At 61.1% G+C, this 21,824-nt stretch carries 22 protein-coding genes and 1 pseudogene; 14 read left to right on the forward strand and 9 right to left on the reverse strand.

Features of this window, described 5'->3' with window-relative positions; translation table 11 throughout:
* Positions 1-579: 579 nt before the first annotated feature.
* The 6 genes and pseudogenes from EKH55_RS28575 to EKH55_RS28600 all read left to right on the forward strand — a co-directional run bounded on the left by EKH55_RS28575 (position 580) and on the right by EKH55_RS28600 (position 5,086).
* Positions 580-1,394, forward strand: a pseudogene (locus EKH55_RS28575) (MFS transporter).
* A 203-nt stretch (positions 1,395-1,597) separates the two neighbouring features.
* Complete coding sequence (locus EKH55_RS28580) at positions 1,598-2,335, forward strand: LuxR family transcriptional regulator (protein ID WP_069460867.1); 738 nt, start codon at positions 1,598-1,600, stop codon at positions 2,333-2,335.
* Between the two features lie 75 nt (positions 2,336-2,410).
* Positions 2,411-3,076 (forward strand): acyl-homoserine-lactone synthase, encoded by a 666-nt coding sequence (locus EKH55_RS28585; protein WP_069460868.1) that lies wholly within the window; start codon positions 2,411-2,413, stop codon positions 3,074-3,076.
* 77 nt (positions 3,077-3,153) lie between these two features.
* The gene (locus EKH55_RS28590) at positions 3,154-3,486 is read left to right on the forward strand and encodes a hypothetical protein (protein WP_069460869.1); all 333 of its coding nucleotides are present in this window, start codon (positions 3,154-3,156) and stop codon (positions 3,484-3,486) included.
* 137 nt (positions 3,487-3,623) lie between these two features.
* Positions 3,624-4,445, forward strand: coding sequence for a hypothetical protein (locus tag EKH55_RS28595; RefSeq protein WP_069460870.1), 822 nt, complete (start codon positions 3,624-3,626; stop codon positions 4,443-4,445).
* A gap of 176 nt (positions 4,446-4,621) precedes the next feature.
* On the forward strand, positions 4,622-5,086 hold the full coding sequence (locus EKH55_RS28600; RefSeq protein ID WP_245314749.1) for an RES family NAD+ phosphorylase: 465 nt from the start codon (positions 4,622-4,624) through the stop codon (positions 5,084-5,086).
* Positions 5,087-5,101: 15 nt separating this feature from the next.
* Here the strand turns inward: EKH55_RS28600 and EKH55_RS28605 are convergent, their stop codons facing one another.
* The 3 genes from EKH55_RS28605 to traA are packed head-to-tail and all read right to left on the reverse strand — an operon-like array spanning position 5,102 to position 12,496.
* Positions 5,102-7,570, reverse strand: a complete 2,469-nt coding sequence (locus EKH55_RS28605; protein WP_151614004.1) for a zeta toxin family protein — start codon at positions 7,568-7,570, stop codon at positions 5,102-5,104.
* Between the two features lie 2 nt (positions 7,571-7,572).
* Positions 7,573-7,842, reverse strand: a complete 270-nt coding sequence (locus tag EKH55_RS28610; RefSeq protein ID WP_069460872.1) for a hypothetical protein — start codon at positions 7,840-7,842, stop codon at positions 7,573-7,575.
* A 37-nt stretch (positions 7,843-7,879) separates the two neighbouring features.
* Positions 7,880-12,496: a Ti-type conjugative transfer relaxase TraA gene (gene traA / locus EKH55_RS28615; protein WP_069460873.1), complete on the reverse strand. Its 4,617-nt coding sequence runs from the start codon at positions 12,494-12,496 to the stop codon at positions 7,880-7,882.
* A 224-nt stretch (positions 12,497-12,720) separates the two neighbouring features.
* On the opposite strand from traA, the gene EKH55_RS28620 reads away from it, so the two are divergent.
* From EKH55_RS28620 to EKH55_RS28635, 4 genes are read left to right on the forward strand one after another with little or no spacing between them, the layout of a single operon-like run.
* Positions 12,721-13,008 (forward strand): TraC family protein, encoded by a 288-nt coding sequence (locus tag EKH55_RS28620; RefSeq protein WP_069460874.1) that lies wholly within the window; start codon positions 12,721-12,723, stop codon positions 13,006-13,008.
* On the forward strand, positions 12,998-13,237 hold the full coding sequence (locus EKH55_RS28625) for a conjugal transfer protein TraD (protein ID WP_069460875.1): 240 nt from the start codon (positions 12,998-13,000) through the stop codon (positions 13,235-13,237). Before EKH55_RS28620 ends, EKH55_RS28625 begins: the two co-directional genes overlap by 11 nt.
* Positions 13,228-15,141, forward strand: a complete 1,914-nt coding sequence (gene traG, locus EKH55_RS28630) for a Ti-type conjugative transfer system protein TraG (protein WP_151614005.1) — start codon at positions 13,228-13,230, stop codon at positions 15,139-15,141. The genes EKH55_RS28625 and traG overlap by 10 nt, the downstream gene beginning before the upstream one ends.
* 35 nt (positions 15,142-15,176) lie before the next feature.
* Complete coding sequence (locus tag EKH55_RS28635) at positions 15,177-15,440, forward strand: hypothetical protein (RefSeq protein ID WP_069460877.1); 264 nt, start codon at positions 15,177-15,179, stop codon at positions 15,438-15,440.
* A gap of 190 nt (positions 15,441-15,630) precedes the next feature.
* On the opposite strand, the gene EKH55_RS29985 is transcribed toward EKH55_RS28635, so the two are convergent.
* From EKH55_RS29985 to EKH55_RS28650, 4 genes are all read right to left on the reverse strand, one after another.
* Entirely contained in the window at positions 15,631-16,011 is a 381-nt protein-coding gene (locus EKH55_RS29985) for a hypothetical protein (RefSeq protein WP_246232027.1), read from the reverse strand.
* Between the two features lie 209 nt (positions 16,012-16,220).
* Positions 16,221-16,379 (reverse strand): hypothetical protein, encoded by a 159-nt coding sequence (locus EKH55_RS29590; RefSeq protein WP_165614758.1) that lies wholly within the window; start codon positions 16,377-16,379, stop codon positions 16,221-16,223.
* A 377-nt stretch (positions 16,380-16,756) separates the two neighbouring features.
* Entirely contained in the window at positions 16,757-17,092 is a 336-nt protein-coding gene (locus EKH55_RS28645; RefSeq protein ID WP_069460878.1) for a hypothetical protein, read from the reverse strand.
* 71 nt (positions 17,093-17,163) lie between these two features.
* A complete protein-coding gene (locus EKH55_RS28650; protein WP_069460879.1) occupies positions 17,164-17,487 on the reverse strand; it encodes a DUF736 domain-containing protein in 324 nt (107 codons plus the stop codon).
* A 534-nt stretch (positions 17,488-18,021) separates the two neighbouring features.
* Here EKH55_RS28650 and EKH55_RS28655 point away from each other — a divergent pair.
* From EKH55_RS28655 to EKH55_RS28670, 4 genes are all read left to right on the forward strand, one after another.
* Positions 18,022-18,285 carry a WGR domain-containing protein gene (locus tag EKH55_RS28655; RefSeq protein WP_069460880.1) on the forward strand — a complete coding sequence of 88 codons (264 nt, stop codon included), beginning with the start codon at positions 18,022-18,024 and terminating at the stop codon, positions 18,283-18,285.
* Between the two features lie 80 nt (positions 18,286-18,365).
* Positions 18,366-18,644 (forward strand): HU family DNA-binding protein, encoded by a 279-nt coding sequence (locus EKH55_RS28660; RefSeq protein WP_069460881.1) that lies wholly within the window; start codon positions 18,366-18,368, stop codon positions 18,642-18,644.
* Positions 18,645-18,790: 146 nt separating this feature from the next.
* Positions 18,791-19,276: a type II RES/Xre toxin-antitoxin system antitoxin gene (gene parS / locus EKH55_RS28665; protein ID WP_069460882.1), complete on the forward strand. Its 486-nt coding sequence runs from the start codon at positions 18,791-18,793 to the stop codon at positions 19,274-19,276.
* The gene (locus EKH55_RS28670) at positions 19,273-19,779 is read left to right on the forward strand and encodes an RES family NAD+ phosphorylase (RefSeq protein WP_069460883.1); all 507 of its coding nucleotides are present in this window, start codon (positions 19,273-19,275) and stop codon (positions 19,777-19,779) included. The genes parS and EKH55_RS28670 overlap by 4 nt, the downstream gene beginning before the upstream one ends.
* A 189-nt stretch (positions 19,780-19,968) precedes the next feature.
* On the opposite strand, the gene EKH55_RS28675 is transcribed toward EKH55_RS28670, so the two are convergent.
* Positions 19,969-20,601, reverse strand: a complete 633-nt coding sequence (locus tag EKH55_RS28675) for a plasmid pRiA4b ORF-3 family protein (RefSeq protein WP_151614016.1) — start codon at positions 20,599-20,601, stop codon at positions 19,969-19,971.
* 104 nt (positions 20,602-20,705) lie between these two features.
* Positions 20,706-21,647, reverse strand: coding sequence for a DUF2493 domain-containing protein (locus EKH55_RS28680; RefSeq protein WP_069460884.1), 942 nt, complete (start codon positions 21,645-21,647; stop codon positions 20,706-20,708).
* Between the last annotated feature and the right edge of the window lie 177 nt (positions 21,648-21,824).

Consider the following 21,824-nt stretch of genomic DNA (forward strand, 5'->3'; position numbering starts at 1 on the left):
AGCCGGGCGTCTCACCGATGAGACCTTTTTCTCGCTTTCGATACATGAACAACAGGATCTGGAAGCACAGCTTTTGCGGAACCGACTGATTTTCAGGCTCTACCGCAGGGCGAGTTAGTTGGCCTGATTTTTGCTCCATCTCCCGCCCAAGGTGTCCTTTCCTTGGCGGGATGGGAACAGGCTCATTTTCAGGTATCGGCGCCAAAAGGTTCAACGTGATGTGTTCTAACTCACTGCCCAAGGACTTTTGATTGCAACACTTGCTGTACAAGATGACCGACCTCACCGCAATTGCGGGCAGCGAGGAGAGCCTCAAGGCGGGCCTTGCAAATATCACCGAGCATGCCGTCTACACGGCCCATGCCTACATCTATATTCGCACCGGCTACATTAAAGTCATCTCCAACGACAATGGCGGATGGCAAAGCACCTATTTCGAGAGGAAGCATACGCCCATTCATCCGGCGGCGTTCATGCTGATGTCGGCCGGCTACAAAACGGGGCGCTGTGACGGTGCGGCGCTGGGCGGCTTCATCGTCCTCGGCGCCTTCGGCGGGTCCGCTCGCCGGTGGCCTTCTGATGGCCGGCTTCGGCACTGGTGCACTTGTCACGGGGCTGGCAAATCAGCCTCTCCGACACAGCTTCGCGCAGGAACGAATCTTCGTTGCTGCCTGCATCGCCCGCGCGACCTGTGTACTGTCGTGGGAGTTTGCCGCGTCGCTCGCGCTTGGCGGCGCCGGCTGGGTAACGGCGTTATCGGTCCTCGGCGTCAACGTGCAATTCGCCAGTCCGCGCTGGGTCGCGGGGCGGACCATCTCGATCTGCAGCGCCGTCACTTATGGCGGCATCGCCGGCGGCAGCTGGCTCTGGGGCACGCCGAGACTCATTTGCTTTTCTCTGCGCTCACAGCTTCCGCCGGGGCGTCGCTGTTCGCCGCCGCCTCGGGTGTCAAGCTGCCGATCAGCAACCGTGTCGACCCGGCACTGGAACCGTCCGGGTCATTCGTTGTGCCGGCGATCGCGCTCGATCTCGAGCCCGGAGACTGGCCGATTCTGGTCATCATCGAATATTCCATTGCGCACGACAATGCCAATCAGTTTATCGACGTCATGCGCAGAAGTCGGCATGTGCAAAGCCGGGCTGGGGCAAGGCAATGGACGCTCACCCGCGATGTCAGCGAACCCCCGCGCTGGCTCGAGACCTACCGCACACCGACCTGGACGAACGATCACCGACTGCATCACCGTCTGACGGCGGCGGACAGGCAGCTGTACCAGGAACTAGCGGATCTCGCCCCAGACGCCCAGACGCCGGAAGTCACCATTCTCGTTGAACGCCCGCCTGACGCCACCCGCAAGCCGGCTGCGCTCGTTTGCCATGTTTCGCAGAAGTGAGCAACGCAATGGATAACAGCCGCCCCCTGCGACACCACCCGCGCGTAGCGCAGCTAAGGATTTCCAAATGCAATATTCTCGGCCCTCGCACTGTCGGTTGACGTCCGGTGTCGCCGAACCTCCTTCCCGGCGAAGCGCTGCCTCTCGCGTCAACGTCCAAAGAAGGGCGTCCCGCAGGACGCTCGTGTTGTGGAGATTTTCTTATGCAGACAAACGAATCCGCGCTGCTTCGTATCACTTCCGCCGGCATTGAAGGCGCACCCACCGTCGACGAGGCGATCAGAATTGTTCAAGCGAACTATGGAGTCGACTTTGTCACTTATCATCTCGCCCAGACCATCGCAGGCGCGGTGGACACACCCTTTGTCAGGACCAGCTATCCCGATCCGTGGGTGGCACGCTACCTCCTGAAGGACTTCGTCAAAGTCGATCCTATCCTGCACGAGGGTCTTGTTCGGCAGTTGCCCTTCGATTGGCGCGAAGTTGAAATCCCGGAGGCCGCGCTGGCATTCTATGCCGACGCTATAACGTTCGGTCTTGGCGAGAACGGGTTCTCGATTCCGGTCGTCACCAAGTCGCGCCGCGCGCTCTTTTCGCTGAACTCCAAAAAACCAGACGGCGAATGGAGTGCCCTCGTCGTCGAGCAGCGCGAAGAATGGGTCGAGCTCGCCTTTCTCATCCACAAGAAGGCGGTCCGTGAACTTTATGGCGAAGACGATCCGGTTCCTTTGCTAGGGGGCCGCGAGGTCGAATGCCTGCACTGGGCCGCGCTTGGAAAGGAAGCTCCCCAAATTGCCGCCATTCTCGGCCTGTCAGAGCACACCGTTCGGTCCTACCTCAAATCGGCACAACTAAAACTGGGATGTGCGACCAGATCAGCCGCAACCGCACGCGCAGCACAACTGCGCCTGATCAATCCCTATGGCAATACCCACACTTGAGGGTATCAGGTTGCGGACATTTCCTCCCTGTACTTCCGATTGCATGTTCTCGCCGACATCCAAATGGAGGCGACCATGTATGCACTCGTCCAGGGCCATCAGTACGGCCGATATGAACACTTGCTGGATCAATATTTCCGGTTGAGGAAGAAAGTCTTTGCCGATCAGCTGCGCTGGAAGGTCAAGACATACGGTCCGTATGAACGCGACCGCTATGACGGCCACAATCCGGCCTATCTCATTTGGTGCGATGACGATCGAGACCAGCTCTATGGGGCGGTGCGGCTGATGCCCACCACCGGCCCCACCCTTCTTTACGACGTTTTCCGCTCCACTTTTCCCCATGCCGCCGATCTGATCGCACCCGGCATATGGGAGGGCACGCGCATGTGTGTCGACGAGGAGGCGCTTGCCCGCGATTTTCCTGACATGCGGTGCGAGCGAGCGCTTTGCCTCCTTCTGCTGGCGCTCTGTGAGGTGGCGCTCGACAACGGTATCCACACGATGATTTCGAACTACGAACCGCATATGCGGCGCATCTATGAAAGAGCCGGCGCCGCGTTCGACGAGCTCGGGCGGTCAGATGGCTTCGGTAAGCGCCCTGTCTGCTGCGGTGCTTTCGAGGTGTCAGGCCGAGTGTTGTTGAACATGCGTGCGAGAATGCAAATCGCAGTGCCTCTTTACCAACACCGGATAACGCCACGGGCTTTCCGCCCTACTTGCGAAGCGCATCCCGCCTGAACCACGACGACAGACCTGCTGCTCGAAGCCACCAAGTGGTGAGCCTCTCCGGAGATAGCCAATTGTATCGACACGCCATGGAAGCCTTCGTCGCAACCGACGATGCACCAAAGATCAGGTCAGACATCCTCACAGATATGATCGAGAGATTTCAGTTAGTCGGCCCGCGCCTGAGCGGCGAGCATCTTGACTTCGACGCCGGCCGGGCGATGATGGAGCCTATTAGCGACGGTTTAATGTTCTGGGTCGGCGCAAGTGACTTCTCTGCTTGCTGCGGCATCCGCGCTCTGATCGAGATGAGTACGCGGATGGTTGCACCCACCTTAGATCTCGACACCTGGTATTTCGCGGAAGGCACCCCATTCGAGACCGTGCGACGCTCTCTTCAAGGACCACGTGCGAGACCATAGTTGAAGTCCGCCGATCGCATCGCTCCCATGGAATGCCGGTTGCCAACCAGCCGCAAACCATACACGAAGATATTGAATTCGACTTCACGTGACATAAGTGATATAGGGTATTTGCTCACTTATCTCACGAGGCGGCCATGAATGAAGCCCTGTTTTCTGACGTCGTAATGATTGACCGGCCCAAGACCGTAGCCTCGTCAAATGCGCCGACGCTCAGCCGTCGCAAAAGGGGCGGTGCGGTCGCTGTAACATTGGGCGACCAGCCTGCGCTTCATGACAGGTTCATGAACGCCTTCCTGCAAACGCTTGTCAAACTCAATGTGGCGCCAGGTGGTAAAGGCGACGCCGAGCTTGCACGGCTTGCCAGTGCCATGGCCGACATTGCGACCGGCGATTCAGTGATACTCAAGCTCAAGCCCGATCTACCCAAGAACTATCGGACCACGGTCGAGACATTTCTGAAGACATTGGTCCGTGTCAGCGGCTCGTTGGAAGAAAGCCGGCTGGAAGAGGCCATCAACAAGCTTGCCGATGTCATCCTGCCTGATGAACTTGGGGAGGCGCGCGGCGCGCTTGCCAAGGATAACCTCGAGCTTCGCGACCGGTTCATCCGGGAGATCGCGCAGTTGACCAGTCCCGAGGTCGCAAGCCTGGCAGGATCCTCCGCTAAGAATCCTTATGCAACCGCCGCACGCTGGAAAAAGGCGGGTGACATCTTTTCGGTTCAGCATCGTGGCACGGAATATTTCCCCGCCTTCCAGTTCAGTGATGGCCGCCCGCGTCCGGCGGTGAAGGCCGCGCTCAAGGCCCTGCCGCAATCGCTCTCCGCCTGGCAGCAGGCATTCTGGTTCGTATCTGCCAACGGCTGGCTCGATGACAAGGCGCCCGTCGACCTGCTGGATGATCTGGACGAAATTGCTTCTGCAGCCGAGCATGAACGCCAAGAGGTCGTCGGTTGATATCCCGGGTCGTGCCGAGCCCACCCTCGCCTTTTCCGAAGATCAACAAGCGTACGCTCAGGGCGGGGACGGAGCTTCATCGCAACCACCTTTCCTCGTTTGGCGCAGCACAATTCAATCCCTGCATGGGGCAACGAACGCGCTTTGCACCGTTCAACGACGGCGGCGGAAACTGCGTGCCGACGCTCTATGCCGCAACAAGCAGAGAGGCTGCGGCCTTCGAGTCGATCTTTCACGACATCGAACCCACCTCCGCATTCAAAACCGTTCGCCTCGCCACCGTCGAGCAGCGGACGATCAGCATCATTGTCCCTAAACGCAACCTGGTACTGGCAAGCCTTTTTGCGCCCGACTTGAAGGCATGGGGCATTAGCCGCTCAGACCTGATCGAAACGTCGAAGTCTACCTATGCTGACACCGGTTCATGGGCGCAGGCAATTCACGGTGCGTCGCCGGATGTCGACGGCCTGATCTGGACTTCCCGTCAATGTGATCCCGATCAATGTATCGTTCTTTTTGAGGATCGTATCGCAGAGGACGAGTTCGAGATCGGGGATTCCTTGCCAGTCGCTTCGAATGCGGGCCTCCTTCTCGAGCTCCGCGACTATGGACTGCGTGCTGGCATTACGATCATCTCGTAGAAATTCTCAGAGGCCTCAGCGCCTCACCAAAGTGACAGCCTCCGTCCGCGCTCGTTCCCGGACACGCGCCGTCATGTCCTGCTGCACGCTACGTACCTGGGACACAGTCGTTTTCAACTTCGTTGCCTGCTGCTCATCAATTCCGTGGGTCTTGGCGAACCTTGAGAGGTCGCCGGCCGTCAACTGAGCAAGGTCCACCGGCGATAGTCTTTTCGTCACCGCCAGGGATAGACGTTCAAATTCGCGTCTGAGACCCTCATCACTTTGGAAGGATCGAAACCGCTCCCCACCTTCCGATGACAGGACCCCAGCAAGTTTGCTGGACGGTGACGGAATTTCCACACGCTGACGGGTCTGTTCCTCACGGTGCTGTGTGACGACCTGATGCCGCTCGAAGTCGATCGCCAATCCATAGTCGGCCAACGCTCCTGCGAGCTTCTGCACATGTGCTTCGGCCGTCTGGCGCTCGGGGCTCGGGCCGCGCCACCAGGTCCGCCCCTCCCCGGCCATCTCGCCGCGCCGGCCCGCCCGCACGTCGTCGCCGGCGTCCATGCCAGTGCGCGCATCCGCAATCGCCTCCAGCGAAGCCGCCTGACTGTTGCCGAAGACCAGCCGCGACAGATGTTCGATCTCCGTCCGCTTGTCGGCAAGCCGCGTGGATTGACGCAGACGCGCGCCGATTTCGCTTTCGCTGAGGTCCGGAAGCTCCCGCGCCGGAACAAGCGGCCTCGTTGAGACCACTGCATGCTCGACGTGACGCTCCGTCTCTATCCGCAGCATTCGCTCGTTCCCGGTGATGCCCTGCACAAAGACGTCCGCGGCGCGCCGCTTAGCGGGTTCCAGACTGTCATGTCGTGCAGTCTCAGAGAGCACGGCCTCCATCATGGCCTTGGCGCGGGCGCGATTGTCCAGCTCGGCCGAGCGGAGGCGAAGGACATCCCGCATCGCGCGCAAGGGCTCTCCGTTCACATCAACAATCGAGGTTGCAATCGCCGCCCTTTCGGTGAGCATCAGATTGCGCTCGAGCCGGCGCCGGGTTTGAGCGATCGCAACCGCATATCCCGGCTCGATAATCCGCGACAACGCCTCATCGGCAGACACACCACGCACCACGGCGTTTGCCGCCCCGGCGAGGGCTTTTCGCATGCCGGCGGCCTCCGCCCAGGAATCGGCCACATTGGCGAGACGCGACATGCGGTCCGTCGGACTGAACACCTCGCGGTCAATCGCCACCCGATTGAGTTCCAGGCCGAACATGTCGGTCAGCCGCCGTCGGATCCCATCCAGCATTTCCACGGCGAGGTCCGCCGGCAGTCGATGCACCGCGGGGAATTCGAGTGACCCGCGCTTATCCTGTGCAAAGGCCCGCGTTGCGACGATCTTGCTCCCGCCCGGCAGCAGGCCAAGATCGCGCGCCACCTCGACCAGCTTCAAAGCCATGTAGCTCTGCTTGAGGCGTCCGACGGCATGGGCCTCGACATTTCCGATCGGACGACGCTCGGCGTCGCGGATCGCACTGTGGTAGAGCTCGACGAACAGGCGATGACCGTCGGCGGGTTCCTGCAGGATTGTCCGGCCACGTCTTTTGCTCTGGGTGCCCTCCGCTTCCCGGCGTTGCGCCAACAGATGAGCAACGTCTTCTTGTGCACGGATCTCCACTGCTGCGATCCGATCCTTCGAAACGCTGCGCGCTTCCATCCGAGCCAGCACATGGTGCCAATCGTCCGCGAAGCGTTGCAACTCTCCAGGTGTCATTGGCCGTGACTGCTCGCGCTCCAATGCCAGCCGGCCACTGGGGCGATGCGTCCATTGATCGTCGGGGCGCTCATTGTCGTAGATGACGGAGCCGCCACGTGTGCGCAATTGCACGCGGTCGACCAAATGCTCGCTTTCGATCTTGCCGAGACTGACGCGAAGACCGTCGATGGCGGCATCATGAACGTGCTGCGGGGGGATCCGTGCCGCCAACCCGGCATGCAGCATTTCCTCGAAGCGGTAATGATTTGCCTGCCAACTGACGCGGGGATTGACGGCGACAGCACGCACCTCGACCGCGTAGCCGGCATGCCGCGCCACTTCAATCACCCGGGCGACATTTTCCGGCGTGCGCATCGTGGTCTCGAAGACGATGTTGACCTGCCGTTCAGCCGCAACCGACAGCAGCTTCTCGGTCCAGCGTCCGGCATCTCCTTGTGTGAATTGGGACGCGGTTTCCGGATCCTGACGCTGGAAGGCAAGGAATTGTGGATGATAGGATCTGAGGTCGTCGCCGACGATGCGAATGGTCGGTCCTGATTGCGCAAGTTCGTGATGGCTCGCGGTTAGAACCGTCGTCTTGCCGGCGCCCGGTTGGCCGCCGATCAGGATCAGGCGCGGCTGCTCCGAACGTCCCATCCCTTCCGGCAGATAATCACGCAAAATGTCTTTCTGAAAAATCTTCTCGTTTCTGTCGGGCGAGAGCAACCCGACCACGTCCTCCGCCATGATCAGAACTCCGCCCAGAAGCGGGTCTCGTCCTGGACGCGCGGCCCCCAGAGGGCGATGACATGTTCCACCGCGTCAGGATGTTCGGGCCCGAGGCTTTCCTGGAGGTCGAGGAGGTCGCGGCGACGGTCGCGCAACCGGTCGGCCGCGGTGGGATTCTCTTCCTCGAGCTCATAGACGCGTGTCGTGACGATGGCGCGCGCCTGATTGAGAATCCTGATGGCGATATCGGTGCGAATGGTTGCTTCGTAAGGCATGTCCTGACCTGCCATGTGCTTTTCCTTTCCCTTCTCTGATGTCTCTAAAGTGCTATCGACTGAGGCCGCGCGCGCGATCGATGGTGCGCAGCCGGCGTTCGGAGAGAACCTGTTCGCTGCCCTGATGTCGAACCGTCTGCTGCAAAACCTTCATCTTCTCCCGCATTGCCTCGAAGGCGCGCCGCTGGGCCGGTGCCACGCGATTGATGACGTCCTTTTCGCCGCGCAGAATGGCTTTGGGGCCGAAACGCTCGTCAAGCGCCCGGCTGACTATGGCGAACTCGCGCGCGATGGCCGGATCGAGCGAACCAGCGGCAACGTCGAGCTTGCTGCCCTTCTTGCTCATCTCGGCCGTCAGCCGGTAGAGGGCATCTTCGGCGGCCTTTGACAATCCGGGAATGGCGACAGCCATGCGCCGGCGCTCTTCGACAATGCCTCGTATTTCGGCATCAAGCGCACTGGCGTAGGACGCACCGAGCGAACGGATGCGGCTTGCTGCTTCCGGCACGGCGAGAAGGGCTTCCTTTCGCTCGCGGCCGGGGGCAAGCAGTTTGTCCACCAGCCGGCCGGACCCTCTGAGCGCTCCATAGGCAGAGGGATCATTGTTGACGGCCTCCGCAATGCGATCGCCAGCAAAGCCCTTGGCGAGAAGCGCCTCAATCTTTTCGATCCCGCCGGCGGGATCGCGCCAGACGCGCATTGCGGTCTCGGCGAAAGCTGCTCGATGATGACGATAATGCGCGGCGGCTATCGCGCGTATCCGCGCCTCCTCTTCCACCGGCGTTTTGAACTCGGTCACGGCGGCGAGCATTGGCAAGACGGTCACCGTCTCCGGAGCGGCCGCGACGCTTGCGCCGGCAACGATTTTTGAGCGATCCTGTTTCTCAGCGAGATGCTGTTCCTCGGCAAAGCGCCGGATGACGGCGAAGAGACGGGTAAGCTTGTCGCGACGCTCGGGAGAAAGAACGTCGGGCATGCGGTCAGTGATGTTGCGCTCGGCGACCGCGTCTGCCTTGGCAGTAAAGGCGCTCCAGCCGAACCGTGCCGTCAATGCGTCGTTGACGGCCTTGACCTCCTGGACAAGTGCCCGGTCCTCACCGGCATAGGCGAAGGCGGTCTTGTAGGCGTCCTCGCCGCCCCGTTCGCGGATCGCCTCGATTTCGACGAGCCGCGCCATCGCCGGTTTTGAAAGCGCCGGAATCGACTGCGCCATGTATTTCCGGCGCGTCCGCTCGCGCTCGATGAACTGGCCTGCGGTCCGGCAGAACTCGGTCGCATGCGCCCGAGCCAGCGGCAGCAAGTCCTTGATCGCCGCCGTCGCGGCGGCACGCTTATCGCGTTCTGCCCGACCGTCAACCATGAGATTGGACCCGTGCAGGCGGCCGAGCCGCTCTGGTTTGACGCCAAGATCGTCGACAAGCTTGCGGGGTTCGATCATCGTATCCGACACCAGTGTGTTCAGCCGGACAAGTGCTGCTTCCGGATCGCGATGGATCTTTTTGAGCACCGGCCGCAGGATGGCGTCCCGCTCTTTCCACCGCGGCGAGGCGAGTTGCGCCCGGCGCGCATCCTCATTGACGCTTCGGACGAACATGGTCGTGGGCGGAATCAGATATTTCCCGGTCGCCGGGATGTCCGATGCGAGGGACACGCGCGGTTCCTCGGTATAAGCCGTGCGCCGTTCGTGCGCGATCGCAAAGCCGAGCGCCACGCTTGCACGCTCCCAGAGTTTTGCGACCTTCTCCCTCTTTTCCGCGATCCACGCCAGTTGCCGGGAAACACCCTCTTCCATTCCGGCCGCGACCCCGGCGAGCGTGTCGATGCCGCGCCGCCGTGCGAAGTCCTGGCGTAGCGTGCGATAACCTTCCTCGCTTTCGAATTCGAGCGTCGTTGTCTTGGCGCCTGACCTGCCAAGGCGCTCGACAAGCTCACCGAACAGCTCCGGCCGATGATTTTCCCGCTCGATCCGCTCCACGCGAGCCTTGGCGGACTCAATCAGCTTAGCGGTCCAGACGTTGCGATCGACCTCGCGTTCCTCAAAGAGCTTCTCGCCCGTGTTTTCATCGATGACCGGGATCGTCACCTTGACTTTCTCGACACCGTCCTTCCGTAGCGTAACGGTATCGCCGTCCGAGACTACCGCCTCCTTGAGCGCCTTGGGCAGGCTGACGCCCCAGAGACGATGGACGGTTCCGTCATTTTTCCTGACATCGGCAAAGGGATTTTCCGAATCCTCGTCTTCAGGTCGAAATCTCGCGAAGCCGGTTGCGACGAGTTCACCCGTGACGCCGGCGGCATGATCGACACGCGGCCTATGTCCCCATCCCGGCTTCCCCTCAAAATCCTCACGCGCCGCATAGAGGTCGGCGCGGTCGCGGTGGCGGGTCATCGCCACATAGGTCAGATGCTGGTCCATCATGCCGGTGGCAAGGATGAAGGTCCGGTCGACGGTCGCACCTTGAGATTTGTGGATCGTTGCGGCATAGCCATGGTCGATATTGCGATAGCTGTCTTCGCTCAGAACAACGTCGCGGCCATTGTCGAGGCGTACCGTCAGCAGCGTGTCGCCTTGTTTGTCGCCGGTCGAAACGACCGTGCCGAGCATACCGTTCTTGACATATTGCGGCCCGTGGCGGCGCGCTCGCGGTTCGAGGAAACGGGCATTTTCCAAGAAGATGATCCGGTCTCCGGCCGCGAACTCGCGAAGCCCGCGTGCCGTCTGGTATTCGCGCGCGTCGGTCAGTGCGCTCTCCTCCATCATCACCTTGCGCAGGGATTGATTGAGACGCTTCACATCCTCATTGGTGTGCGCCAGCACAAGCAGTTCGTCGCCACGAAGCCGAGGCGCAGTCCCCCCGTCGGTGATTTTCTGGAGCAGGTCACGACGTGCTTCCGTCCAATCGGCAACGATGCGACCGATGATTTCGTCGCGCCTTTCTGCCTCGGTAATGTGGCCGCGCTGCGCATAAGCATCGAGGCCCCGTTCGACGTTGCCGCGGGCGAAGAGACGGGATGCGTCGCGCGCCCACTCATCGCGCTGGCGGCGCACACCGGCCAGTTCGGCAAAACCGATACGCTCGGAAATCGCCCGGAAGGCAGCACCCGCCTGGATCGGCTGCAGTTGCATCGCGTCGCCGACCAGCACGGCTTTCGCGCCTGCATCTTCGACGGTCTTGAGGACCCGCGCCATCTGCCCAGACGAGACCATACCGGCCTCGTCGATGACAAGCACGTCGCCGCGATGGAGCAATTCCCGGCCGCCGGCCCAGGCGAGCTCCCAAGAGGCGAGCGTGCGCGACCTGATGCCGGAATTGTCTTCAAGGCCTTCCGCGGCCTTGCCGGCGAGAGCTGCGCCGATCACCCGGCGGTGTTCGCTTTCCCATGCGACGCGGGCGGATGCCAGCAGCGTCGACTTGCCGGCACCGGCGAGACCGACGACGGCGGCAATGCCGTTGTCACCGGTGACGTGGCGGACAGCGTCCACCTGTTCGGCATCAAGCTTGAAGGCTTTTTCCGGATTGGCCGTCTCGATGCTGGCGACGGCGGCCGAGACGTGCCTCGGCGAAACACCAAAGCCTTTCTGCTTGGCGAGATGCTCTGCCGACTGCGCCATGTCATATTCGATTCGCAGGATGTCTCGTGTTGTGAAGATCGCCGGTTCGGAGACCTTGCCGTACTGTCCGTCGACCTGCTGCGGCCGCAAAAGCACGAGATCGTCCGAGGCCATGAGGCGCGCGCGGATATTGGCGAAGCCCGTGGGATCGTCGACATAGCGATGCAGCGCCTTGGCGATGTCACGCTCGTCGAAAGTGGAGCGTTCGTTCGCGAGCTGTTTCAAGAGCAGCTCAGGTTCGACAAGCAGCCGGTCCGCCATTTCCTGACGCCGCGCAAGATCCGCCGGCGCGAAATACATCTCGACGCCCTTTCGCGCGAGCGCCGCCTTTTCCGGGCCGAGGTGCTGTTGCGCGATGCCGTCCAGACCCTGTTCGGCATAGGAGCGGCCGTCGAGGCGGACCTCATGACCGGCCAGTGCCAGATGCCGGTTGGCGGTTTCCGCCCAGGCGATCTTCCACGATTTCATCGTTTCCTTGTCACCGGCCCAGAGCCTGTAGACAATCTTGCCGTTCGACCGGTCCGGCGTGACCACGCGCAATGGCTCGCCATCCTCGCCGGTGACCGCGACCTTCTTCGGCCCGAACCCCTCCTCCGTCAGCGGCCTCAGCGTCGTTATCAGATGAATGTGCGCATTGCCGTCTTTGTCGTGATAGACCCAGTCGGCAACCATTCCCCTGGACGTCAGATTGTCCCGGACGAATTCGCGAACCAAGGCGATGTTTTCCGCCCGGGTCAGCTCTTCTGGCAACGCAATGATCAGTTCGCGGGCAAGCTGCGCATCCGCCCTTTTTTCGAAGGCGTCGACCGCGTTCCAGAGCGCCTCGCTCGCCTTGGCGACCGATTGGCCGTCGAGCGCCGCCTTCAGCCAGGCCGGAATGTCCTCTGGTAATGCGAGCTCTTCATGCATCAATTCGGCGGCTCCGCCGCGATAGCTGAAGGACGTGCCCGCCTGTTCGTCCATCATCCGGGCGCGATGGCGGTAGGCGGCGGCGGAGACGATACTGCGTCCCGCCCCTCTGCTGATCACCTGCGCTCTGACGAACATGATCGCCAATGCCGTCTCCTGACCTTCCAAGCACGTCGCGCCAGCGACGTATATTGCGCCCTCAAACCGATCGGCCTGCAAAGGCCGATGCCGCTTCTCCGGAAGACGGCCATCTGCCGGAATTCCGGCTGCGACGTTTTCGGGGTAAATGCAAAATAGCCTATTTTACTCGCGCATTCTAGCCGGTATAACCGTTATCGTTCAGATTGTCTCGACACGGGAAGGAAACTGGAATGGCTGCCAAAACTTCGATCACTGATCTCGATGCCCAGATCGAAAAGCTGCGCGAGCGCAGGAAGCTGCTCGTCGTCAAATCGGCGGAGCGTTTTGCTCGCGCCGCCACGAAGTCCGGTTTGGCGGAAATGGAGATCCCCGACGACGAACTTGACCGCATCTTCGAAGAGGTGGCGGCGCGATTTCGCCAAAGCGAAAAGAAGGCGACTGCTGCCGCTTCTCCTCAAGCGCGTCGACCAGCAAATAGCGGGGCTGGAGCGGCGGCGGAGGTTTCTCATGACAGCTGATCGCAAGCGCGCGGCGCGCGAGAAATTCCTGCTAGGCGGCATCGTCGTCAGGGCGGGCCTTTCCACGTCCGACCGGGCCTTTCTACTCGGCGGACTCATGGAAATGGCGAGGGTGGAGGCAGGCTCGCCGGAATACCGGCGGCTGCGCGACATCGGCGAAAAGGCATTCAGAACCTCCTCTCAATCGGAAGAGATCACGCCCGTTGAGGAGATGCTGGAATGGCGTTGAAGTGGAAACTCCATCCGAGCCTGCTGCTCATTTTTGTGCCGGTCGCCGTCACTGCGTTTGCCGTCTATGTCACCGGCTGGCGGTGGCAGGGGCTTACCGCCGGACTATCCGGAAAAGCCGAATACTGGTTTTTGCGGACCGCACCTTTACCGGCATTGCTGTTCGGGCCGCTCTCGGGGCTGTTGACTGTATGGGCCCTGCCCATGCATCGCCGGCGGCCGATCGCCATTGCCAGCCTCGCGTGTTTTCTGACGGTTGCCGGCTTCTATGGGCTACGCGAGTTCGGCCGGTTGTCGCCGTTCGTCAAGAGCGGCGCGGTCACCTGGGAACGGGCTCTTTCCTTTCTCGACATGGTCGCCGTCCTCGGCACGGTCACAGCCTTCATGGCAGTCGTGGTCGCCGCGCGTATTTCGACGGTCGTCCCCGCGCCGGTGAAGCGTGCCAGGCACGGGACCTTCGGAGACGCGGACTGGCTCCCGATGTCGGCGGCGGCAAGAGTGTTTCCGCCGGACGGCGAAATCGTCGTCGGTGAGCGTTATCGCGTCGACAGGGAAATCGTCCACAAACTGCCCTTCGATCCAAACGATCCGGCAACTTGGGGTCAAGGCGGCAAGGCGCCGCTGCTCACCTACAAACAAGACTTCGATTCGACCCATATGCTCTTCTTCGCCGGATCGGGTGGATACAAGACAACCAGCAATGTGGTGCCGACGGCGCTCAGATATTCCGGGCCGCTGATCTGCCTCGATCCGTCAACCGAAGTCGCACCGATGGTGGTCGAGCACCGGACGAGCGGCCTTGGCCGAGAGGTCATGGTGCTCGACCCGACCAATCCGGTCATGGGCTTCAACGTCCTGGACGGGATCGAGACCTCGAAGCAAAAGGAGGAGGATATCGTCGGCATCGCGCACATGCTGCTGTCAGAGAGCCTGCGCTTTGAAAGTTCGACCGGGTCCTATTTCCAGAACCAGGCGCACAATCTCCTGACCGGCTTGCTGGCGCACGTGATGCTCTCTCCGGACTACGAGGGACGGCGAACCTTGCGCAGTCTAAGACAGATCGTTTCCGAGCCGGAGCCCTCGGTGCTGGCGATGTTGCGCGACATTCAGGAGCATTCCGCCTCCGCCTTTATCCGTGAGACGCTTGGCGTCTTCACCAACATGACCGAGCAGACATTCTCCGGCGTCTATTCGACCGCATCGAAGGATACGCAGTGGCTGTCGCTCGACAGTTACGCCGCCCTCGTTTGTGGCAACGCTTTCCGGTCAAGCGACATTGTTTCGGGCAAGAAGGACGTTTTCCTGAACATTCCGGCATCGATCCTGCGCTCCTATCCAGGAATTGGGCGGGTTATCATTGGCTCACTGATCAATGCCATGGTGCAGGCCGATGGCGCGTTCCAGCGCCGGGCGCTGTTCATGCTCGATGAGGTCGATCTCCTCGGCTATATGCGCGTCCTCGAGGAAGCGCGCGACCGTGGCCGCAAGTACGGGATCAGTATGATGTTGATGTACCAGTCTGTCGGGCAACTGGAACGGCACTTTGGAAAAGACGGCGCGACGTCGTGGATTGACGGCTGCGCCTTTGCATCCTACGCGGCGATCAAGGCGCTCGACACCGCGCGCAATGTCTCGGCGCAGTGCGGCGAGATGACGGTCGAGGTGAAGGCAAGTTCACGCAACATCGGCTGGGACACGAAGAACAGCGCATCGCGCAAATCGGAGAGTGTCAACTTCCAGCGCCGGCCGCTGATCATGCCGCACGAGATCACCCAATCGATGCGCAAGGACGAGCAGATCATCATCGTCCAGGGCCAAGCGCCGCTGCGTTGCGGGCGGGCGATCTACTTTAGGCGCAAGGACATGCACGCGGCAGCCAAGCGCAACCGCTTCGTGAAGAACTGACGATAACACCAAGTGAGGACCATACGGTCAACACAATGGACGGTGAACTGGTCGATGTGGAACAGGGGCAAAGCCGCGTTGCTGAAGCGCCCAACAGGATCGGTTCGTTCGGCATGGGGCCATGTATCGCCGCAGCCGTTCTCAATCACACGCAGTGCAGAGCCCGGCTTTGCCACGGTCCCGGCTGGTCGGTGAATTCCGAGCTACTGGACGGTATGCTGGCTGACGATCGGCGAGCGTCGGATGGCCATGACGATATCACGCTCTGGCTTGTCGGCGCCTGCAAGACATTTGCGTAGCGCCCGAGATTGTCGATATGACTCGCTCGCCGAAGAGCGGGCCATCGAATGCGTTTGCCGCTTCGATGGTCCGCACCCGATTTTCCGACGACCCAGCTGTCATGTCGATCGACGTCGAATTTGCCTATGACGGCGAGCGATGGATTGAAGAAATCTCGCAGCATTCGTGGTAGCGCCAGTCGGCGGGTTTCTACCGTTGACGCCGATATCGCTCGAACGGATCTTCAGCACCAGGCGGCGTGAACCAATCGACGAACATTGTATAGCCAAGGGCAAAGGCGACAAACCCGATCGCTATAAGGCCGATCAGCCAAAACGGCATGCCCGCCGCCGCCTGCGGATGGGTAAGGACGACGATCGACATCGGCAGCATGACGATTGCCGCCAGAACCAGCATCCCGGTGAACGGCCGAAACGCGCACAGGAGATAGAAGGCGACATACCAGATGCAATAGAGGACGATGCGGCCGACGGCCTTGAGAAATTCAAAAGGCAAAGCAAGCAAGCGCCAATAGGGAGCTTTCCGAATTGGATCGGAATGATCGGTCGTGGCATGAGGATCATTTGTCATGAAAGGACATCCGGTTGCGGCGTGCGACGAGGGCGCTCTCACTTGCATCTGCTGGCAACGGCGGGAAATCCGGCTGTTGCTATATACTGGCGTTTCTGCACGAGTCTAATCGCGATCAAGCCATAGCGCAACTGTTGGAACACGGTGCCAGCGCGAGGGGCCGGTCGATCCGGCCTCTCGCGCTCCAGAGCCGAGCGAAAGAAGCTGCCTCACGGCAGCTGCTCCCGGGCATATTCTTCGAGTTCAGCCTTGAGCGCCTCCAGCTCAGCCTCGATCATGCGGCGCTCTTCCAGGGACGCCGCCTCTTTCGCCTCGGCCCGCAGTTCCTCGATGGTGCATTCAAGGGTGAAATAGTAGCTGTTCGTCATCGTCGTCATCCTTGTTGACGTGAAAGATGCCGACGGCCGTCATGAGGCAAGGAAGGGGTCAAGGCTCGCGGAACGCGACCGGCGGAGCCGGACGAGCGGAGGAACCGATTTTTCCGGAGCGGAGTGCAACGCAGCGGAGGAAAAATTGCGAGGGGCCGCTCGGGCCTTGAGGCCTTCCTTGCCTCATGACAGACTTGGACAGTCTGAGCAGAAAACCAACCTCTCGTGTGGCACCAAAAAGCGAGCGGCAGCGAAGCTGCCGCCTCTGAGAGCAGCCCCGGAAGGCACGCTCGGCGAAATGGCGCCGACGTAATTCTGGATCAGATATCGCCCGCTGCCGTCATCGGATAACTGCGGGCTCAGACGTTACCGCGAGATCAGGTCGGGGTGGTCTTGCCGCTCAACAGCGCTTCAAGGAGAGGGTCGGCATGAGAGCGCCATCCTTCGCGGGCGAGATCGTCGGCGAGAGACCTGACCGTATCGGCGGCCATCGGGAGGAAGTCGTAGCCCTGAGCCAGTGCCGCGGTGCGCAGAGCGGAAAGCGTTTCGTAGGCTCGGAAATCGGTTCCGAGCCAGAGGGCGAGATCCTCGCCTTCCGAGTCGGGGAATGCCTGCAGGAAGAAGGTCTGCAGTGGACGATCGTAGCCGATAATAGCATCCGGATCGGTTGCTTGGCTGGCAAGCTGAGCGACGGTGATGGTGTAGCGGCTCATGGGAAGGTCCTTTTCGGAGCGGTGTCGTGTCCGGGATGGGACCGGCCCCTTAAGGGGCCGGTCACCGGCCTTCAGGCCGGGTTGTTCCAGAGGATGACCTTGCGGTTCGGTTCGCCGCCGGGCGCGGGGGCGAGATTTCCGAAGATGACGCCGATCTCAGGGGCCTCCAGCTTGACCGAGAGGTATTCCTCGCCGGTCTGGCGGGCGATGCGGTTCCACCCGGCGCCGATCTCGAAACCGGTCTTGCGGTGGATGATGCGGTAGTCGGGGGCTTCCTCGCTTGCCTTGTGGGTGTTCGGGACGATGGCGATCGGGGCGTTGACCCGGATGGTTGCGAAGATCCCTTCGAGGCTGCCGTCGGTCTTCTGAGTGAGGGTTGCGATCGTGGTGGCCATGGTAGTTACTCCTTCGGTTGCTCGGGACCATTCCCGATGGCGCCCGAAGAAGGGGCCGCGCCGCAGGCGTCACCGGAGCGGAGCGCAGGGGAACCCCCTTGCGGGGTTGACGCTGGTTGCGGCCGGTCCCTTAGAAAGGCGACATAGAGAAGGGGAATGGCCCCGGAGCGCGAACGAAGGTTGATGCAGCAATGGCCATCCGATTGCGCCGGGCCAGGTCTGACGGCGTGAACGAATACGGCAACATCAGGATCACCCTGCCCCCTCGCCCGCACCGCAGCTGATAAGCAAACCGAGCGCTGGCTTCAAAGCCTTCCCAAGAAAAGTCGAGATCGCCGTCGCGCCACACCCGGCAGCAAGTCAGTCGGCCCCGTCGCCGACAACCGGGGGCACGATCTGGCATCTTGCGGCAATTGACCCTTCACGCTCCGGCCGCTCGATCCGATCCTTCTATCAACGCCGTGAATCGGTTCGGGTTGATCGATTCAAAACAGTCGTTGGACAGGACGGGCGTATGCCACGATTCTTCGAGACATGGCTCTCTACCCGTTCAAACTCTACTGTCAGCGCATCGACGCCACACGCAACATGGCGCGCTATTATATGCTGGCGATCGAGACGACGTTGTTCGGCGAGACGGCTGTCGTGCGGTCCTGGGGGCGGATCGGCAAACGCGGCGGCATCAAATGCGAGGTCTTTCCGACGGAGGGGGACGCGGCACGCCATTTCCTGGAATTGGCGCGGCGGAAACGCCAGAAGGGCTACATTCCCGTCGGAAACTGTGGAAATGCCACTTGAACCGGACAGGGCGACCGGCCGGAAAGGTGACATCGACCGTCCTTCGGTGACATGGTCATGCATTTAGAGAGGGACTGATCATGACCACAACCAATGAAATCGCCGACAAGATTGCCGCCGACCATCAGTTGACCAAAGCGCAGAGCAAGGCGATCGTCGAAGCCGTATTCCGGGAGATCACCACGGCCGCGACCACAGGCGCTGAAACGTCGATCCCGGGCTTCGGCAAGTTTAAGCCAAAAGACACGCCTGAGCGCGAAGCACGCAATCCCGCGACCGGCGCCACAATCAAGGTTGCCGCGGCAAGAAAACTCGCGTTCACGCCCGCCAAGGCGCTGAAGGATGCATTGAATAAATAGCAACACCGGCACGCCTTCGCATTCAGGAAGTGATCCATTGGCGGCGATAGACAGGCCATAAGCCTCCAACCGTCGCTCCCTCCGCCTTGAAATTCTTCGCGTCAACTGTCATATTGAAAGTGACAAGTGACGCGAAGGAGGCAGCTATGACAGCTACCGTGAACAAGGTTATGGAAGAACCAACCAGCGGCGGTCTACAGAAAGTGGAGGCCCTGCTTGGCGGATCGCGGATTTTGGCGCGTCGGCTGACCAGCACGCTTGATGCCCACGAACTGATCCTGAGCGGATTGCCAGCCTCCGCGCTCAATCATCTGGTCGGTCAACTGGTGTTTATCGACAAGACGGAGTCGCTTGAAAAAGCGATCGGCATGAGTCTTAGAACCTGGCAAAGGCGCAAAGATGCGCTGGCCAAGCCATTGAGCCAAGAGCAGAGCGGAAGAACATGGAAATTCGCGGAGATTCTGACCAAGGCAACCGACGTGCTGGGCACGCAAGAGGAAGCCGAGCAATGGCTGGAGCGTCCGGCGATTGGATTGGACAATCGGCGTCCGATTGATCTTCTGGGAACGCCTGCAGGTATCGAGTTGGTCGAAGATCACCTTGAGCGGCTTGAATATGGCGTCTATGCATGACGCCCCTGCCGATTGCGCTCGGAGGAACCGAGCTAATAGCATGGCGTCTCGACCAGGCCGTCCATGCCTCCACCTGGGACCGCGGCGAAGGTGCCTATCGGGTCGGCGGCCGCTGGAACAGCAAAGGTGTCAGAGCAGTCTATTGTTCACTGGACCCCGCTACCGCAATTCTCGAAGTTGCCGTTCACAAAGGCTTTAGCGCCCTTGACACGGTTCCTCATAAATTAACCGCGGCGGTCATCCACGACATTGCCGCCATACATGTCGTTGACCCGTCGACCGTTCCCAATCCGAACTGGCTGCACCCTGGCATACCAGGGGCGGGCCAGCAGGCCTTCGGCGACGACCTGCTGAAGAGACATCGTTTCGTCGCCATACCGAGCGCGGTGTCGCGATATAGTTGGAACCTGATCTTCGTGGCGAGCGTCGCATCCGGTGAATATGCTCTTAAGCTCCAAGAACCGTTCGCGCTCGATACGAGATTGCATCCGCCGGCGAACTGAAGTCGGTTTTCGGAGCGAGTCGAGCCAAGAATGGAATGACAAGGACGCCGCATTTCAATCGGCGGAGCAACGTCCGCGCGGCGGCGTTCGTCATGGCGGTGGCGCGTCCTTCGCCTCTGCGCAACCAATCGCCACGGCAGTCCGACCGGTGTGGCCATGCCCCTTCGACAAGACGATAAAGACGACATGTCACGATTCCGATCCGTCGCGACGCGTCGATGGCTTCGGTTGATAAAGTCGCCGCTTGACGCCTGCTCGAAGCGCATTGCGGACGTCCTTGTCAACGAGCTTCAGATCGAACCATGCCGGATCGAAATGCCCACCGCACCAGCGTTTGGTTTCCGCGTGTTCGGGATCGGACAGGTCGGCCATGATTTCGAGGAAGCGTTCGTATCCGCTCACGCCACCGACATCTTCGGGCGGCCGCGCCCACGCGCCTTCGATGCAGGCGCCATATTTCGGGGGCTTGTCCAGTGCAAGAAACGCTTCCACCACAACCCGATGGCGCCAGTTGTCGCCGAAATCGTAGATATAGGCGAAGCTGGCGCCTTCTTCGAAATCGCAAAGGCGCACCTCCCGAAAATCAAAGACGCGCGGATCGTCGTCAAGCGCATCTTCCGTCAGGAGCGCGACGTCACCATAGCGCAGTCCGCCGATACGGAACTCGTGGAAATGATAATTCCACCAGTTGAATGCCGCCTGGATGGCAAGGTGCAAATGCTCGAGGTTCCATTGGCTCGGCAGGACGAGACGACGCCACACATCCGGCTCGATCTCGTCGAGGCAAACGCGAATCTGGACGGCATTGAAGGTCGTGACCATGGCCTGAATGAACAAGAGAGAGCGGGAGCGGTCAAGGCAGGGCTTGAGGCTCAATCACGAATAATGCCATGCGGTCATCCCGCATGGCAGTTCTCCAAGGTCGCTCAAACGCTCTCGCCGTTCGCCTGCCAGACGGGGATACCGAGGCGGCGGGCCTTGTCGGCGAGATTGCCGGTAATCCCGGAGCCCGGGAAGATGATGACGCCCGCGGGGATCACCGACAACATCTCGTCGTTTCGACGAAAAGGAGCTGCCTTGGCGTGCTTTGCCCAGTTCGGCTTGAAGGCGATCTGCGTCACTTTGCGGCTTTCGGCCCAGCAGGCGGCGATGCGCTCGGCGCCTTTCGGAGAGCCGCCGTGCAGGAGAACCATGTCGGGATGCTTGGCATGGGCAAGGTCAAGTTTACCCCAGATCCGCTCATGATCGTTGTAGTCCATGCCGCCGGAAAAGGCGATCTTGGTACCGGCCGGGATCAGCACCTCGGTCTCGGCGCGACGGCGGGCCGAGAGGAAGTCTTTCGAGTCGATCATGGCCGCCGTCATGTTGGCGTGGCTGACCTTGGAGCCAGTGCGCGGCCGCCAGGCCGAACCCGTCTCGGCTTCGAACAGGTCAGCCGCATAGTCGCGCATGAACTCGAATGCGTTGCGACGCTCGAGGAGCGTGATGCCTTCGGCGATATGCCGCTCGAGCTCGACGCTTTTCACCTCCGAGCCGTCCTGTTCGCTCTGCCCGGTTCGTTGCGCATCTTCGTTGCGCTGCAGTTCGCGCTGGATGCGCTCGCCGGCGCGGTGGAAAAGATTGACGGTCGACCAGTAAAGATCTTCGAGATCGGGTTCCAGCCGCGTGTCGCCGAGCATCTCTGTGAGCGCGTCGAAGATTACGGTCAGCGCGGAGCGGAGGACCGGTTCCTCCGGTAGAGGCCGTGGATCTGGCTCGTCCTGGAAGGGGCGATAGCCATGGATCTGCATCTCGTAGATGAAGCGGTCGGTCGGGGAGGATGCGTGGCGCGGCTCGAATGCGTCGTCAATAGGAAGCGTGCGGTTCATGATGGTCTCCGTCGGTTTCGGCCGCGCCTCTCGCGGCCTGACGGCGATCCCTGTTCATGCAGCGGACGGGCTGGAACCGCGAGCAACGCGAGCGGCCCAGCGAAGTGCCGGGCGGCGGAGGGAAGGTTTCTTGGCCCGCGAGGAGCGCCGGCCCGGCATCGGCCCGGAAGCGTGACC

Source organism: Sinorhizobium alkalisoli (genome assembly GCF_008932245.1).
Lineage (GTDB): Bacteria > Pseudomonadota > Alphaproteobacteria > Rhizobiales > Rhizobiaceae > Sinorhizobium > Sinorhizobium alkalisoli.

Coding starts and splice junctions, on each gene's coding strand:
- EKH55_RS29590 (WP_165614758.1), bottom strand. CDS start 16,379: ATGACGAACAGCTACTATTTCACCCTTGAATGCACCATCGAGGAACTG.
- EKH55_RS28655 (WP_069460880.1), top strand. CDS start 18,022: ATGGCTCTCTACCCGTTCAAACTCTACTGTCAGCGCATCGACGCCACA.
- EKH55_RS28675 (WP_151614016.1), bottom strand. CDS start 20,601: ATGGTCACGACCTTCAATGCCGTCCAGATTCGCGTTTGCCTCGACGAG.
- traG (WP_151614005.1), top strand. CDS start 13,228: ATGGCGTTGAAGTGGAAACTCCATCCGAGCCTGCTGCTCATTTTTGTG.
- EKH55_RS28610 (WP_069460872.1), bottom strand. CDS start 7,842: ATGGCAGGTCAGGACATGCCTTACGAAGCAACCATTCGCACCGATATC.
- EKH55_RS28660 (WP_069460881.1), top strand. CDS start 18,366: ATGACCACAACCAATGAAATCGCCGACAAGATTGCCGCCGACCATCAG.
- EKH55_RS28620 (WP_069460874.1), top strand. CDS start 12,721: ATGGCTGCCAAAACTTCGATCACTGATCTCGATGCCCAGATCGAAAAG.
- EKH55_RS28645 (WP_069460878.1), bottom strand. CDS start 17,092: ATGAGCCGCTACACCATCACCGTCGCTCAGCTTGCCAGCCAAGCAACC.
- EKH55_RS29985 (WP_246232027.1), bottom strand. CDS start 16,011: ATGACAAATGATCCTCATGCCACGACCGATCATTCCGATCCAATTCGG.
- EKH55_RS28595 (WP_069460870.1), top strand. CDS start 3,624: ATGAATGAAGCCCTGTTTTCTGACGTCGTAATGATTGACCGGCCCAAG.
- EKH55_RS28625 (WP_069460875.1), top strand. CDS start 12,998: ATGACAGCTGATCGCAAGCGCGCGGCGCGCGAGAAATTCCTGCTAGGC.
- EKH55_RS28635 (WP_069460877.1), top strand. CDS start 15,177: ATGGACGGTGAACTGGTCGATGTGGAACAGGGGCAAAGCCGCGTTGCT.
- EKH55_RS28650 (WP_069460879.1), bottom strand. CDS start 17,487: ATGGCCACCACGATCGCAACCCTCACTCAGAAGACCGACGGCAGCCTC.
- EKH55_RS28605 (WP_151614004.1), bottom strand. CDS start 7,570: ATGGCGGAGGACGTGGTCGGGTTGCTCTCGCCCGACAGAAACGAGAAG.
- EKH55_RS28680 (WP_069460884.1), bottom strand. CDS start 21,647: ATGAACCGCACGCTTCCTATTGACGACGCATTCGAGCCGCGCCACGCA.
- EKH55_RS28580 (WP_069460867.1), top strand. CDS start 1,598: ATGCAGACAAACGAATCCGCGCTGCTTCGTATCACTTCCGCCGGCATT.
- parS (WP_069460882.1), top strand. CDS start 18,791: ATGACAGCTACCGTGAACAAGGTTATGGAAGAACCAACCAGCGGCGGT.
- EKH55_RS28670 (WP_069460883.1), top strand. CDS start 19,273: ATGACGCCCCTGCCGATTGCGCTCGGAGGAACCGAGCTAATAGCATGG.
- EKH55_RS28585 (WP_069460868.1), top strand. CDS start 2,411: ATGTATGCACTCGTCCAGGGCCATCAGTACGGCCGATATGAACACTTG.
- EKH55_RS28590 (WP_069460869.1), top strand. CDS start 3,154: ATGGAAGCCTTCGTCGCAACCGACGATGCACCAAAGATCAGGTCAGAC.